The sequence below is a fragment of the Thermoplasmata archaeon genome (genome assembly GCA_035622275.1).
In the GTDB taxonomy this organism is placed as follows: Archaea; Thermoplasmatota; Thermoplasmata; order Lutacidiplasmatales; family UBA184; genus Lutacidiplasma.
In genome coordinates this window covers 25,023-38,299 of the sequence record DASPVQ010000027.1, presented here as the reverse complement: position 1 = coordinate 38,299, position 13,277 = coordinate 25,023, and the positions used below count along the sequence as shown (strand labels likewise).

Genomic DNA, 13,277 nt, shown 5'->3' with positions numbered 1-13,277 from the left:
CGTCACTTCTTCGCCGAGGCCGGGCGGTGGCGGCGGACCTCCGCCGCGAGCGCCCGCAACAACGTGGTCTTGGTCGTGCCGGCCCGCTTCGTGACCTTGACCCGCCCCTCGTAGGCGAAGAAGCGTCGCGGGTACTGCTTCGCGGACTCGAGCTCGGCCCTGTAGCCGAGCCGCTGGGCCGCCTGCGCGATCTCCTCGGCGGTCGCGTCGGCCACGGCCTCGCTCTCGGGCAAACGGCGGCCCGCCCGCCGGCTGAGGCCCCGACCGAGGTAGGCCGGATAGACGTAGAAATGGTCGGGCATCGCGGCCCCGGCCGGTCGCTTACGCCGGCGGCGTGGCGGCGCCGATTCGGATGCCGTTGAGGACGCCGTCCTGCCCCGGCCGAGAGCGGACGCGCACCAGGCCGACGTCGGTCTCCAGGATCGCGCCCCGGGTGATGATGTTGCGCTGGACGAAGTTCGGGTTCGCGGGATTCTCGCGGACCGTGATCACCTTCGCGGGCCGCATCGACTTCGTGGCCGGGTCGTAGACGTTGATCGTCTGCGTCGTCAGGATCCGCAGCTTCGAGTTCGCCCCGCGGATGCGGTACGGCTTCACGGTGCCCGGACCGATCGTCGCGTGCTGGAGCTCGCGGCTGATCTCGAACCGGCGCTTCTTGCGGATCGGCCGCAGGCGTCCGCCGGTGCGCTTGCGACGCGAGCGGCCCTGCCAGATCCCCATCCGACTCCGGAGGGCCGTGCGAGCGGGGTGCGGTATAAGAGGTTTATCGCGCGCTCGAGGGCGCGGGCGCCGCACCGGCGATGGTGAGGACGTTCTTCACCGTCCCGCCCGCGCGGCCGAGGAGTACCTCCGCCCATCGCTCGAGCGGGCGACGGGAGGAGATCATCCGGTCGACCGCGCCGGGCCAGCGCGCCTCGAACGCGCCGAGGTCCGCGAGCCCGGTCTCGAAGTAGGTGCGGTTCGCGTTCACCGAGCCCACCACGGCCTGGTTGTGCAGGACGATCCCGCGGAAGATCGCCCCGCCCGGAACGGACGTCGGGGGGGCGTCGGCGTCCGGGATGCCGGTGAGCACGAGCACGCCGTTCGGGGCGAGCACGTCCACCAGGTCGAAGTCGAGCGGCACCGAGCCGGTCGCCTCGACCACGAGGTCGAAGCGCGCGCCGCCGAGCGTGCCCAGCCCTCCGACGACGTTCGCGTGCCGGGCGCCGATCGTCGCGAGCAGGTCGACCGCCGGCGACGCATCGTGCCGGTCGACGCCCGTGACCTCGTAGCCCCGGAGACGCAGGACGAAGGCGGCGAGCATCCCGACGGCGCCGGTCCCGGCGACGAGCGCGGTCGACGCGGCCGTCCGGGGGAACCCCGGGCTCGGCTCCTTGCGGTCGAGCACGCGCTGGCCCATCAGGATCGCCTTTTCCACGACGCTGAGCGGCTCGAGCAGCACCGCCACCCGCCGCAGTTCGGGCGGGACCGCGACGAGGTACTCGGGGACCTCCACGTACTCCTCGGCCATGTAGCCGTGGGCGCCGGAGATCCCGCGCTCGGTGAAGCCGCCGGTCTCGCAGAAGTCCGAGCGGTTCGCGAAGCAGAAGCGGCACCGTCCGCAGCCGCGCCGCACGGTCGCGACGACGGTGTCGCCGACCGAGAACCCGACCACCCCGTCGGCGACCTCGGCCACCTCGCCGAGGTTCTCGTGACCGAGCACGAGGTAGCCGGCGCCGGCCGGCGCCTGGCCATACTTGCCGGCGACGATGTCGTGGTCGGTTCCACAGACGCCGACCTCGAGGACCCGGACCCGCAGCGTGCCCGGCCCGAGCGTCGGCCCTGTCACGTCCTCGAGCGAGGCCCCGGGCGCCGGCGGGCGCACGACGATCGCGCGCAAGGGCTCACCCGGACAGGAACGGTCGCAGGGCGTCGCGCAGGGGATCCAGCCGGGCGCGGACCGCGCGCTCCTCGACGGCCGACAGCGGGTCGTACGGCGCCCGGTAGCCGACGTCCACGCCTCGCAGCTCCGCGGCGAGGAACTTGTCGACCGAGGGGAACGGCCCGGCGCGGATTACCTCGACGAGTCGGTCGACCAGCGCCTGGCGCTCGGCAGCCGGCCCCCAGTCGCCCGCGCGGGCGGCGCCGACCAGCTCACGGCAGAGCTTGGGGACGATGTTCGCGATCCCCATCACGGCCCCGGCGGCGCCGCGGCGGATCGACTCAGCGGCGAGCGCGTCGTCCCCGGGGAACACCGCGAAGCCGGCCGGGGCTCCCTCGAGGAACGACGTGACGCTCCCGAGCGCGCCCGAGGTGTCCTTCGTACCGGCGAGCGTGCCGTCGCGGGCGAGCGCGTGAAGGCGCGCCGGATCGAGCGCGTACCCGACGAGCGACGGGATGTTGTAGGCGAAGAGCGGGATCTTCACGGCCGCCCGGATCGCCCGATAGTAACGGTCGACGGCCTCGGGCGTGGGATGCAGATAGTACGGGGGCACCGCGACCACCGCCGCGGCGCCGGCGCCCTCCGCATCGCTCGCGAAGCGGACCGCCTGGCGGGTGGACGGCGCGCCGCAGCCGACCCAGGCGTCGGTGCGGCCCGGCAGGCTGTCGACCACCGCGTCGAGATAGCGCGCGCGCTCCGCGTCGGTGATCGACGGGAACTCACCGGCCGAGCCCAACACGAAGAGGTGGTCGACCCGGGCGTCGGCCAACTCGCGCGCGAAGCGCGCGTTGCGGCCGGCGTCGAGCTCGCCATCGGCGGAGAAGAGCGTGAGGGCCGGCACCACGAGCCCGTCGAGCCGCACGCCGGAGGTCAAGCGCCCGCGGGTTTAACCCCTCAGGCCGTTACGGCCCGCGGGGGAGCCGGACGACGGGGCGCCGCGTCCTCGGGATCGACGAGGCCGGTCGCGGGAGCGTCCTCGGGCCCCTCGTCGTCGGCGGCTTCTGCTGCGAGGAGGATCGCGAGGGGCCGCTGCGCGCGCTCGGCGTGCGCGACTCCAAGCGGCTGAGCCCCGTCGCGCGCGCGGACGTCTATGCCCGGCTGGGCGGCGTGGGCGAGGAGCGCGCGGTCGAGCTCGCGCCGCGCGCCATCGACCGCTACGTCGCGCGCGGCGGCCTCAACGAGCTCGAGCTCGAGACGTTCGCCGACCTCGTCCGCGAGTTCCGCCCCGACGTCGCGTACGTGGACGCCTGCGACGTCGACGCGGCGCGCTTCGGCCGCCGCCTCGCCGCCCGGGTCGGCGCGCCCACCCGCATCGTCAGCCGGCACCACGCGGACCAGGACATCCCGGTCGTGAGCGCCGCGTCGGTCGTCGCGAAGGTCCGCCGCGACGCCGCGCTCGAGGCGCTGCGCCGAGCCGTCGACGAACCGATGGGCAGCGGCTATCCGTCCGACCCCGTCACGCAGGCGTGCGTGGCGCGCCATGCCCGCGACGGCGGGTCGATCCCGGAGTGGATGCGCCGGTCCTGGGAAACGGTGCAAAGGGTTAAACGCGCTCGGCCGGCTCGGACCCTCGATCGCTTCGGGCCATGACGGTGGAGGAGACGCTCGCCTCGCTCGTCGACCGGTTCAACCGCAAGGCCGCGGCCACGCCGGCGATGGCCGAGGAGCTCCACGGCCTCGCCCGCACGATCCGCATCCGGCTCACCGACGTGGGGAGCTACGCGGTCGACCTCAGGGACGGGCGCCTCACCAACCTGCGCAGCGGCGGCGCGAACGGCGCCGACGTCACGATCGTCACCGACGTCGCGACGTTCAACGGCCTCGTGCACAAGGAGATCGGGCCGATGAAGGCGCTCGTGACCCGGCGGCTCGCGATCGAGGGTAGCCTCGAGGACAAACTGCTCTTCCGCAAGCTCTTGTAGCGCGGCCCGGCGCGCTAGGGAAGGAAGACGCAGGCGGCGATGCAGACGCCGTAGTGGTCCATCGGGATCGACAGCTCCTCGGTCCGGTAGTGGATCCGCCGCAGCTCCACGCCCCGGAAATGGGCGATCTCCTGCATGCGCCAGCGCAGGAACTCCTTGAGCGACTTCTGGGTGCCGTGCAGGTGCCCCTCGGCGACGTAGCCGCCCTCCCCGTCGGTGCGGAACCCGTAGGCGATGCCCGCGCTGATCACCTCGCCCTCGCCGCCGGAGTAGCGCGCGAGCACCGCGTGGGTGATCGCGCCGCGCGCGATCGGGACGCGATCGATCTGGCGGATCCCGATCGGGAGGACCGAGGAGACGCTGACGAGGTTCTGCTCGCCGATGCCGGCCTGGAGGAGCGCGAGATCGAAGGCGTTCAGCTCGCTCGTCTTGTTGATCCCCTTGCCGCTGGTGACGAAGAAGCGGGTCGGCACGGGCACGAGGGTCTGCGCGGCCGGCGCCGCACGGGCGGGCACGCGCGCGAGGAGACGAGTCGACCCTTAACCCTTGGGGCGCGCGGCGTCGCGACCGCGCGCCCTACACCATGATCGCGTGGCGCCGGCGCATCGACTCCTCGGTCTCGCCGCGCACGACCATCAGCTCGGCGACGATCGCGTCGGTCAGGCGCAGGCCCGCCGACTCGAACAGGGTGCCGAGCGGGGCCCAGCGCGGCCGCTCCGCATCCTCGGGGAAGCCGATCGGCAGGAGCGCGGTCGCGATGTGCGCGAGCTTGGAGGTCGCGTGGCCCGTGATCACGATGAGCTCGGCGCCCTCGCGCCTCACGATGTTCGCGGTCTGGATCGACGAGTAGCTCTCGCCCCGCCCCGACAGGATGACGACCGCGTCGCCCCGGCGGACGATCGGCGTGACGCTCTCGCCGATGACGTAGGCGGTGAGCCCGAGCTGGACGAGGCGCATCGCGAAGGCTCGCGCGACGATGCCGCTGCGCCCGGCGCCGTAGGCGAACGTCGCCGGGGCGCGCGCGATGAGCTCGACGACCCGGTGGATCGTCGCGGGATCGAGGCGGTCGAGCGCGTCGGAGACCCGCTCGGCGATGTAACGCTGCGCGCGGGAGAACGCCGGAGCGCTATCGGCGGCGCGCGCCACGGTGGCGTCCCTCCTGGCGGCGCGCCGGCCGTGCGGCCGCCGGCCGGGGCCGCGGGGCCGGCCGGGCGCGCTTCGCGGCGGCCCGCACGACCGGGCGGGCCCGCTCGGGCGCGGGCGACGCGCCCGCCGGCTTCTTCGCCGGCTTGGGCGCGGGCGGCGCGTGCAGGCGCGCGTAGCGGCGCGTCAGCGCCCGCTCGTAGAGCAGCTTCATGTACATCGCGTCGTGCTCGAGGAGCGGCGAGCTCGAGATCACGCTCACGTCGTAGTCCCGCTCCGCGAGCAGCTCCGCGAGCGGGTCGAAGCGCAGCAGGCCGCGCTTGATCGGGGTGAGGCGGAACTCCCCGGACCCGTAGAACTCGACGCCCGAGAAGTTGAGGTAGAGCGGGCCGCTGGTCGCGGCGACGAACTCCTTGACCAGGGGCTCGAGGTCGCCGACCTCGTCGAACGGTCGCCGTTCCCGCGCGGCGAGATGCGGCAGGTTCAGCACCGGGACCGTCCCCTTGACGCGCCGCACCAGGTCGAGGACCTCCTCGCGCGAACCGAAGACGTCGGGGTGCCCGCTCGGTTCGATCGCGAGGCGCACGGTGCCGCGGGAGAACTTGGCGAGCCAGTCGGACAGGTCGCCCACGATGTGGGTGAGCTCCTGGATCGAGTCGGCGCGCTCCCCGCCGCCGTAGAAGCCGAGGTGGGTCACGGCGAGGCGCGCGCCGAGGCCCTGGGCGAGCACCCCGGCCCACTGGATCTGGCGCGTGGATTGCTCGCGCGCGTCGCTCGAGCCGAAGAAGTCGACGTAGTAGGGCGCGTGGAGCGTCAGGTCGACGTCGAGGGCGCGCGCGAGCGCCTTGGTCTGCGCGAGGTCGGCGTGGTCCTTCGCGAGGCTCCAGGTGAGCGTGGTCAGCGAGTCGCGCTTCTTCACCGGCGTCGCGAAGGCCCCGAGCGACGGCGTCCCGCCATCGTGGTCGCCGGCGCCGACGTTCATGATCAGCTGCAGCGGGATCTCGCGCGGGAGCTTGCCGATCTCCTCGTCGAGCGCGATCCGCGTGAGCGGGTTGACCTTGATGAATTGGACCTCCATCGCGGTGAGCCCGAGATGGTGGACGTCGGCGATCCCGTCCCGGAGCGTCCGCCCCTTGCACGAGAGCGGGATCCCCGCAGGTCCGAACCGGATCACGAGTAACCAGACCTCGAAAACGGTGGACCCGCGGGAAGAGGCGGTCCTATATATCGGCCCCCGGAGGGACGGGGTCCCGGCCCCCGGAAGGGGGTGCGGCACGACGCGTGCGCCGACCGAGTCCGACCACGTAGATCTCCGACGAAGGCTCGCGGGAGGCGGGCGGTTTCGTGCGGCGCACCTCGGCGAAGCGCTGGGCGAGCTCGGCTTCGAGTTCGGCCAACAGGTCCCCGTCGAACGCCTTCGCAACGAACGCCCCGCCCGCGCGCAGCACCTCGTTCGCGAGCGCGAGCGCCTCCCGCACCAGCCCGATGCTGCGGGCGTGGTCGGTGGCGTACGCCCCGCTGATCCGGGGCGAGAGGTCGCTGAGGACGAGGTCGAACGGCTCGGTACCGAGCCGGGCCCGCAGCGCGGGGTCGCCCACGCGACCGCGCACGACCGTAACGCCGGCGATCGGTTCGATCGGCCGAAGGTCGACCGCGACGACGTGCCCGCGCGGAGCGACTCGCGCGGCGGCGACCACCGACCAGCCGCCGGGCGCCGCGCCGAGGTCGAGCACCCGGGCGCCGGGGCGAAGCAGGTGGTATCGGTCGTCGAGGTACGCGAGCTTGAACGCGGCGCGGCTGCGCAGTCCGTCGCGCTGCGCGGCGCGGTAGTACGGGTCGCGACGGCGCTCGGCGACGAACCGCCGGGGCATCGCGGGCCGAACGGGACCGGCTACATGAGCCGGGCGCCGGACCGGCGGGGAGGATGGGGCCGTCCGAATTTGAATCGGAGTCTCTTGCACCCCAAGCAAGAAGGATGGTCCAAGCTACCCCACGGCCCCGTGCCGCGCCGGCGGCGCGCGGACCCGGACGGCGCTGATAATGGTTTCCCGAAGCGGTGCGCGCGCCGCGCCCCGCGCGCTAGTGGTGGAGGTACAGCCAGACGCCGATCCCCGCCGCCGAGATGATCGCCGTGTTGGCGAGGGTCAGCCAGAAGAACCCCCACAGGTCGCGCTTACCCTCCTCGGGCCCGACCTCCGGGCCGGGCATCGAGCTCCCGGGCGAGCGGGCGTACGGCGTGCGGAAGCCGGCCGGCGCGCTCATCGGGCCCCGGTCGGGCCGAGCGGTCTCGGCTTCATATCGGCTCGGTTCGTCCGGGCTAGCCGGCGAACCACGGGAGCCGGGCCGCGGGCCCCGTGGGCTTGAGCACGAGCAGGTGGAGGTTCGTGCCGGGGTCGCCGGGCGCGTAGGCGTCGCGGAGCGCGAGCTGGTAGAGCAGGTACAGCGCGTCCTCGTCGCTCTTGACGCCGAGGGAGCGGTGGACGTCGACGCCGAAGCGGGCCTTCAACAGCGCGAGGAGCTCCTCGAAGTCGACCTGGCCCGGCTCGTCCGACGCCCGCGCCCGGCGGAACAGGCCGACCACGATCCCGGTGGCGAGCGCGAGGATCTCGCGGGGCTCGGCGATCCGGAGATGGAAGTGGCCCGCCTCGGGCGGGGCACGGACGCCGGTCGGGACCACGAGGACCGAGACCTCGTTGTCGATCGTGGTGCCCGGGCGCCGGGAGAGGCGCGCCCACGCCTCGTCGGCCGCGCGGTCGCTCGGCACGACGAAGATCGCGCGGCGACCCAGGCCGTGGGCGCCGCTCGCGGCGCTCGCCCACTCCTCGATCCGGTCGTCGCTCGCCGGGCTCGCCAGCGGCACGAACACCGGGAACGTCCGGCGAGGGACCCCCGCCTCCTGGACCCAGAAGGCGGCGCCGCCCTCGCCCTCGCGGCGGGCGGGCGGCACGCGGGAGAACCCGAGGCGCTTGAGGACGTTCTCGGCCGCGCGGAGCCGGTCGGACTCCGAGCTCCGGGGCTCCGTCTCGGGCATCGACGCAGTGAGGTCCGGCTCCCGAGATAAGCTCGACGTGCGCACCGGAGCGCTCGGCTAGAACGCCGGCCCGAGCCCGAGCCGCAGGAGCGGCGCGTTCGCGACGATCGCCACCACGACGCCGAGCAGGTACGGTCCCGAGTACAGGAAGCCCCGGCGCGCCACCGCCCGGCTCGCACCGTGCCAGAGCGGGCTCGTCACCAGGACGAAGCCGGCGCCAAGCGCGAGCAGGACCGCGAGGACCGGCCAGGCGAGCGCCCCGGTGAGCCCGATCGCGAGCGTCGCGGGGACCAGCAGGCCCGCGGAGACCACGACCACGCGCGCGGAGTACGCCGCGTCGTCCATGCGCGGCAGCATCGGGAGCCCGGCCCGCGCGTAGTCGTCCTTGAGGAGGAGCGCGAGGCTCCAGAAGTGGGGCGGCGTCCACAGGAAGACGAGCAGCGCGAACGCGATCACCGCCGGGCTCCAGGTCCCGAGCGCGGCCGCTCCGCCCGCGAGGGCCGGGGCGCTGCCGGCGAACCCCCCGATCACGATGTTCCAGCTCGAGCGGCGCTTGAGCCAGGCCGTGTAGACGACGACGTAGGTGAGCCCGCCGAGCAGGATCGATAGGCCGGTGAGCGGGTTGAGCAGCAGGCTCGCGGCGGCGACGCCGCCGGCGAGCAGCGCGATCCCGCCGGCGGCCACGACGCCCGAGGGCGCGATCCGCGCCTCGGGGAGCGGGCGGTGCTGGGTGCGTCGCATCCGCGCGTCCAGGTCCCGGTCGAGGTAGTGGTTCAGCATCGCCGAGCCGGCGGAGGCCGCCGCGCCGGTCGCCACCAGGAGCCCGAGGCGACCGAACGCCACCGCGCCCGGCGCGGCGAGCAGGAACCCGCCGACCGCGACCAGGCAGATCAGGGCCGTGATGCCGGGCTTCGTGAGCGCGACGACGTCCGCCAAGAGGGCCCGGCGAGAGGAGGGCGGGCCGGTCGCGGTCGCGTCGGCCATCGCCGTTCCGGCCCGGGGGCCGCTCAGCCTCCCGGGACGCGGGCCGGCCGGCCGGGCTCGGCCGGGCCCGCGGGGGCGCGATCGGCCGTGCCGCTCGACCGCACCCGGGCCGCGGGTCCTTCCTCGGCGGCGCGGCGGGCCCAATCGATCCAGCGCCGGGGCATCTCCTTCAGGTTGGCGAGCAGCGCGAGGACCAGCAGCATGCCGAAGAGCGCCGTCGCGATCCCGAGATGCAGCAGGACGATGCCGGGGTCGAGGGAGGAGTGGATCACGACCCCGCCGAGGAGCGCCTCGGTGACGACGAGCGCGAGCGCCCCGACGGCAAGGCGCAGGAGGACCCGACGGCCCCGCTCGTAGGCGAGCGCGAGCCCGGAGAGGACGAGCGAGCTCACGCTCAGAAAGAACGCGGAGACCCGGTGGCTCCACTCGATCGCCGCGCCCCCCGAGACGCTGGGCAGGTAGTTCCCGTTCCCGAAGCACGTCGGCCACGACGGGCAGGCCAGTCCGTTGTCGGTCGTGATGACGTTGCCGCCGAGGATGATCGTCGTGTAGCAGAGCACCACGGTGACGAGGGCGGCGATCCGGAAGAGGTCGTGGCCGCGCACGGTCCTCTACGGGCCCTCGGCGGAAGCCGCGGTCGGCGTCGGCCCCGGGGTCGGCAGGCGTGAGGGGAGCGGGTGGGCCGGCCCGCTCATGCGGACCGCGAGCTCCTCGCCCCAGGGATCGGGGCTCGTCACGGGCTGGCCCGCGAAGTAGCTGTAGACCATGTTGAAGACGAACACGAGCTGACCTATCCCGAGGATGTACGCACCGAGTGTCGATAGGAAGTTGAGCGCCTGGAAGTTCCCGGCCCACAGGTAGGTGTAGACCCGCCGCGGCATCCCCTCGGCGCCGAGGATGAACATCGGGAACAACAGCAGGTTGATCCCGACGTAGGTCAGGAGGAAGTGCAGATGGCCGAGGCGCTGGCTGTACCAGCGCTTGGTGATGATCGGGAAGTAGAAGTAGATCCCGGCGAAGATCGCCATCAGCGTCCCGCCGAGCAGGATGTAGTGGAAGTGGGCCACCACGAAGTACGTCCCGTGGTAGAGATAGTCGATCGGGATCGACGCGAGCAGGAGGCCGGAGAGCCCGCCGATCACGAAGCCGGTGATGAACGCGACGCAGAACCACATCGGCACCGCCATCCAGATGCGGCCGCCCCAGAGGGTCGCGATCCAGTTGAACGTCTTGACGGCGGACGGGACCGCGATCGCCATCGTGGCGAGCATGAAGACGAACCGGACGTTCGTCGCGATCCCCGTTACGAACATGTGGTGCTCCCAGACCGCGAAGGAGAGCACGGCGAAGGCGCCGAGGCTGATCGCCATCGCGCCGTAGCCGAAGATGTCCTTGCGCGCGAGCTTCGGGATGATCGTGGAGACCAGGCCGAACGCCGGCAGGACCATGATGTAGACCTCGGGGTGGGCGAAGAACCAGAAGATGTTCTGGTAGAGCAGCGCGCCGCCGAGGGGCGTGCCGTTCACCGCCGCGAGGATGTGCGTGCCGAAGTTGCGATCGGACAGCACGAAGGTGAGGGCGATCGAGAGCGACGGCAGCGCGAAGATGAGGAGGACCGAGTTGATCAGGGTCGCCCAGACGAACAGCGGCATGTTCCAGTAGTGGACGCCCGGCGCGCGATGCTTGAGGATCGTGACGAGGAAGTTGATCGCCCCGAGCATCGAGGAGATCGTGAGGATGTGCAGGCCGAGGATCCAGAGATCGACACCGTACGGGTTCGGCCCGAACGTCTCGATCGAGAGCGGGACGTAGCCGGTCCAGCCGGCGTAGGCGTTCGACAGGATCAGGATCACGCCGGCGGGCGGGAGCATCCAGAAGGCGATCGCGTTGATCCGCGGGAGCGCCATCTCCCGCGAGCCGATCATCGAGGGAACGAGGTAGTTGCCGAAGCCGGCGAGGGTCGGCATGATGAACATGAAGATCATCAGCACGCCGTGCATCGTGAACAGGGTCGAGTAGACGTCCGGCGTGATGCCGAGCGTCGTCTGCGGGTCCAACCCGAGGCCCTGGACCAGGCCGAGGTCGGTGCGGATGAGCACCGCGTAGATCCCGCCGATGAAGAAGAACAGGATGCCGGTGACGATGTACATCAGGCCGATGCGCTGGTGATCGGTCGTGAACAGCCACTTCTTCATCGTCGGGACGAGCCAGGTCCCGTGGTAGGTGAACACCCAGAGCAGGAACGTCGCGAGCCCGGCGATCAGCACGATCGCGGTGACCGGCTCGGTGAGATCGGTCATGCGAGCAGCGCCCCGAGGAAGTAGGCGATCCCGGCCGCGGCGATCACGAAGATCAGCACCTTGACGAAGCGGACCTGCGCCTCGACCGTCACGGGCCCGGGCGGGGTCGGATGGATCCGGCGGCCGAGCGGCCAGACCCGGTAGGTCCGGTCCACGATGTGGACGATCACGGTCGACATGAGGAACATGAGCGCGAGCGCGATCCCGAACGACTCCTGCGCTCCGGGGCTCGTCAGCGAACCGAGCTCGATCGAGTAGACGAGCAGGACGGCGATGCCGACGAGCATGAGGTAGGTCACCCCGTCGTAGATCGCCAGGAGTCGCCGGCGCAGCCGACGGATCGCGGCGCGGTCGACCACCTCGCTACTCAAAGAACTCGATCCTCCGAGCGGTCGCACCGCGGTAGCGGTCGACGCGGTACAGGATGCCGGCGAGGAACAGGAAGGCGAGCGCGGCGACGAGCGCGCCGACGACGAGGGGGATCGCAAAGAGGACGCCCCCGCTTTCCACGCCCAGGAAACCGTAGACCACCGTCGCCGAGCCGACGGTCCCGACCACGAGGAGCGCGGCGAGGATCCCCCACAGCCAGCCGGTCCGCCAGCGCGGCGCCTCCGAGCTACTCAACGGCCGTCGCCTCCGTGGAGGCCCGGGTGGGCGCGGGCATCGGGGTGAGCGGTGGGGCCGGCGCGATCCCGGCGAGGGCGCTCTCGCGCGCGGCGAGCCGGCGCTGGTAGCTGCGGCGGTAGCGCCAGTAGAACAGGAGCGTGACGAGGGCGTTCACCGCGAAGACCGGCCCGATCGTCTCGGCGATCGAGATGGGGACGATCTGGACCCCGGGCGTCTCGCCGCCCCAGACGGTCATGAGGATGAAGAAGCCGAGCAGGCTCGTCGCGAGCCAGATGAAGAACGGCCGATCGCGCGGGTGCGTCCGCGTCGAGCGGTCGAGGAACGGCAGGAACAGCACGTAGGCGATCAGCACGGTGGTCACGCCGACCGCGAGGACGGGGGTGACCCCCTGGAAATCGACGAACTTGAACAGCCACAGGAAGTACCAGTCCGGCTCCGTAACGACCGCGGCGGCCGCAACGTTGCCGACGTACGTCGGGAGGGTCCACGGCCAGAGCGCGGCGATCCCGAACAGCACCCCGACGTAGAGGAGGCCCCACTTCAGGGTGTACCACAGGATGTGGGGGACGAACGGGACGTGCTGCTTGTCCTCCTTCTCGGTGTAGCGCCGACGCTGGAGCGGGTCGGAGGTGGCCGGGGGCGCGATCCCGTGCGACTCGAACAAGGCGATGTGGGCGTAGAGGAGCGCCCCGAGCGCGAGCGGCAGGAGCAGCACGTGCGCGGCGAACATGCGCGAGAGCAGGCCCTGGCTCGTCCCGTCCGACAGGATCAGGGGTCCGAGGAGCGGCCCGACGGTCGGCAGTCGCAGCGCGAGCACGAGCCCGACGTTGGTGGCGTTGTACGAGATCTGGGTGTACGGCAGGAGGTATCCGGTGAACCCCATCCCGAGGGTCGTGATCATCAGGAGGGTGCCGAGCATCCAGGAGAATTCGCGCGGCGCCTTGTAGACGCCGAGGTAGTAGCCGCGGTAGAAGTGGACGAACATGAGGAAGATCATCGCATAGGCGCCGTAGAGGTGGCTCGAGAGCAGGAGCTGGCCCATCGGCACCGAGTGGACGATGTAGTAGGTCGAGCACCAGGCGGCCGGGGCGATCGACTGCGTGCCGACCGGCTGGCCGCAGGCGGTCAGGGTCGTGTTCGTGCTCGGCTGGTAGTAGAGCAGGAGCAGCAGCCCGGACAGGACCTGGTAGAAGAACGCGACCGCGACGAACGCGCCGGTCCAGTAGGACGGTTTGAAGGTGAACTCGGGCTGGGGCCGCAGGGCCCACTTCCGCATCGCGGTGCGGTCCTCGACGAACCCCCAGAGCCGGTTCAGGGTTCGGTTGTACCAGTTCGTGAACGACATGTCC

The 13,277-nt window shown here is 71.9% G+C and carries 18 protein-coding genes and 1 tRNA gene; 2 read left to right on the top strand and 17 right to left on the bottom strand.

Annotated elements, in window-relative coordinates:
• Nucleotides 1–2: 2 nt before the first annotated feature.
• The 4 genes from VEL82_07925 to VEL82_07910 are packed head-to-tail and all read right to left on the bottom strand — an operon-like array spanning nucleotide 3 to nucleotide 2,783.
• Entirely contained in the window at nucleotides 3–302 is a 300-nt protein-coding gene (locus VEL82_07925; protein ID HXW67782.1) for a signal recognition particle subunit SRP19/SEC65 family protein, read from the bottom strand.
• A 19-nt stretch (nucleotides 303–321) separates the two neighbouring features.
• Complete coding sequence (locus VEL82_07920) at nucleotides 322–720, bottom strand: 30S ribosomal protein S8e (GenBank protein ID HXW67781.1); 399 nt, start codon at nucleotides 718–720, stop codon at nucleotides 322–324.
• A gap of 43 nt (nucleotides 721–763) precedes the next feature.
• Entirely contained in the window at nucleotides 764–1,879 is a 1,116-nt protein-coding gene (locus tag VEL82_07915) for a glucose 1-dehydrogenase (protein ID HXW67780.1), read from the bottom strand.
• A gap of 4 nt (nucleotides 1,880–1,883) precedes the next feature.
• A complete protein-coding gene (locus VEL82_07910) occupies nucleotides 1,884–2,783 on the bottom strand; it encodes a dihydrodipicolinate synthase family protein (GenBank protein ID HXW67779.1) in 900 nt (299 codons plus the stop codon).
• A gap of 86 nt (nucleotides 2,784–2,869) precedes the next feature.
• Between VEL82_07910 and rnhB the strand changes: the two genes are divergently transcribed.
• Together rnhB and VEL82_07900 are read left to right on the top strand one after the other, a co-directional pair.
• Nucleotides 2,870–3,511: a ribonuclease HII gene (gene rnhB / locus VEL82_07905; GenBank protein ID HXW67778.1), complete on the top strand. Its 642-nt coding sequence runs from the start codon at nucleotides 2,870–2,872 to the stop codon at nucleotides 3,509–3,511.
• Complete coding sequence (locus VEL82_07900) at nucleotides 3,508–3,843, top strand: SCP2 sterol-binding domain-containing protein (protein HXW67777.1); 336 nt, start codon at nucleotides 3,508–3,510, stop codon at nucleotides 3,841–3,843. The genes rnhB and VEL82_07900 overlap by 4 nt, the downstream gene beginning before the upstream one ends.
• A gap of 14 nt (nucleotides 3,844–3,857) precedes the next feature.
• Here VEL82_07900 and VEL82_07895 read toward each other — a convergent pair whose 3' ends face one another.
• From VEL82_07895 to VEL82_07835, 13 genes are all read right to left on the bottom strand, one after another.
• Entirely contained in the window at nucleotides 3,858–4,358 is a 501-nt protein-coding gene (locus tag VEL82_07895; GenBank protein HXW67776.1) for a pyruvoyl-dependent arginine decarboxylase, read from the bottom strand.
• A 61-nt stretch (nucleotides 4,359–4,419) separates the two neighbouring features.
• A complete protein-coding gene (locus VEL82_07890) occupies nucleotides 4,420–4,989 on the bottom strand; it encodes an SIS domain-containing protein (GenBank protein ID HXW67775.1) in 570 nt (189 codons plus the stop codon).
• Entirely contained in the window at nucleotides 4,970–6,160 is a 1,191-nt protein-coding gene (locus tag VEL82_07885) for a TIM barrel protein (GenBank protein ID HXW67774.1), read from the bottom strand. Before VEL82_07885 ends, VEL82_07890 begins: the two co-directional genes overlap by 20 nt.
• A 46-nt stretch (nucleotides 6,161–6,206) precedes the next feature.
• Complete coding sequence (locus VEL82_07880) at nucleotides 6,207–6,857, bottom strand: RlmE family RNA methyltransferase (protein ID HXW67773.1); 651 nt, start codon at nucleotides 6,855–6,857, stop codon at nucleotides 6,207–6,209.
• Nucleotides 6,858–6,911: 54 nt separating this feature from the next.
• Nucleotides 6,912–6,986, bottom strand: a tRNA-Pro gene (locus tag VEL82_07875).
• A gap of 79 nt (nucleotides 6,987–7,065) precedes the next feature.
• Nucleotides 7,066–7,248, bottom strand: coding sequence for a hypothetical protein (locus VEL82_07870; GenBank protein ID HXW67772.1), 183 nt, complete (start codon nucleotides 7,246–7,248; stop codon nucleotides 7,066–7,068).
• Nucleotides 7,249–7,303: 55 nt separating this feature from the next.
• The gene (locus tag VEL82_07865; GenBank protein ID HXW67771.1) at nucleotides 7,304–8,017 is read right to left on the bottom strand and encodes a hypothetical protein; all 714 of its coding nucleotides are present in this window, start codon (nucleotides 8,015–8,017) and stop codon (nucleotides 7,304–7,306) included.
• 57 nt (nucleotides 8,018–8,074) lie between these two features.
• On the bottom strand, nucleotides 8,075–9,001 hold the full coding sequence (gene cyoE / locus VEL82_07860; GenBank protein ID HXW67770.1) for a heme o synthase: 927 nt from the start codon (nucleotides 8,999–9,001) through the stop codon (nucleotides 8,075–8,077).
• Nucleotides 9,002–9,024: 23 nt separating this feature from the next.
• Complete coding sequence (locus VEL82_07855) at nucleotides 9,025–9,606, bottom strand: COX15/CtaA family protein (GenBank protein HXW67769.1); 582 nt, start codon at nucleotides 9,604–9,606, stop codon at nucleotides 9,025–9,027.
• A gap of 6 nt (nucleotides 9,607–9,612) precedes the next feature.
• On the bottom strand, nucleotides 9,613–11,301 hold the full coding sequence (locus VEL82_07850; protein HXW67768.1) for a cbb3-type cytochrome c oxidase subunit I: 1,689 nt from the start codon (nucleotides 11,299–11,301) through the stop codon (nucleotides 9,613–9,615).
• Complete coding sequence (locus VEL82_07845) at nucleotides 11,298–11,672, bottom strand: hypothetical protein (protein ID HXW67767.1); 375 nt, start codon at nucleotides 11,670–11,672, stop codon at nucleotides 11,298–11,300. The genes VEL82_07850 and VEL82_07845 overlap by 4 nt, the downstream gene beginning before the upstream one ends.
• Entirely contained in the window at nucleotides 11,665–11,925 is a 261-nt protein-coding gene (locus tag VEL82_07840; protein HXW67766.1) for a hypothetical protein, read from the bottom strand. The genes VEL82_07845 and VEL82_07840 overlap by 8 nt, the downstream gene beginning before the upstream one ends.
• Nucleotides 11,918–13,273, bottom strand: a complete 1,356-nt coding sequence (locus VEL82_07835; GenBank protein HXW67765.1) for a cytochrome bc complex cytochrome b subunit — start codon at nucleotides 13,271–13,273, stop codon at nucleotides 11,918–11,920. Before VEL82_07835 ends, VEL82_07840 begins: the two co-directional genes overlap by 8 nt.
• Between the last annotated feature and the right edge of the window lie 4 nt (nucleotides 13,274–13,277).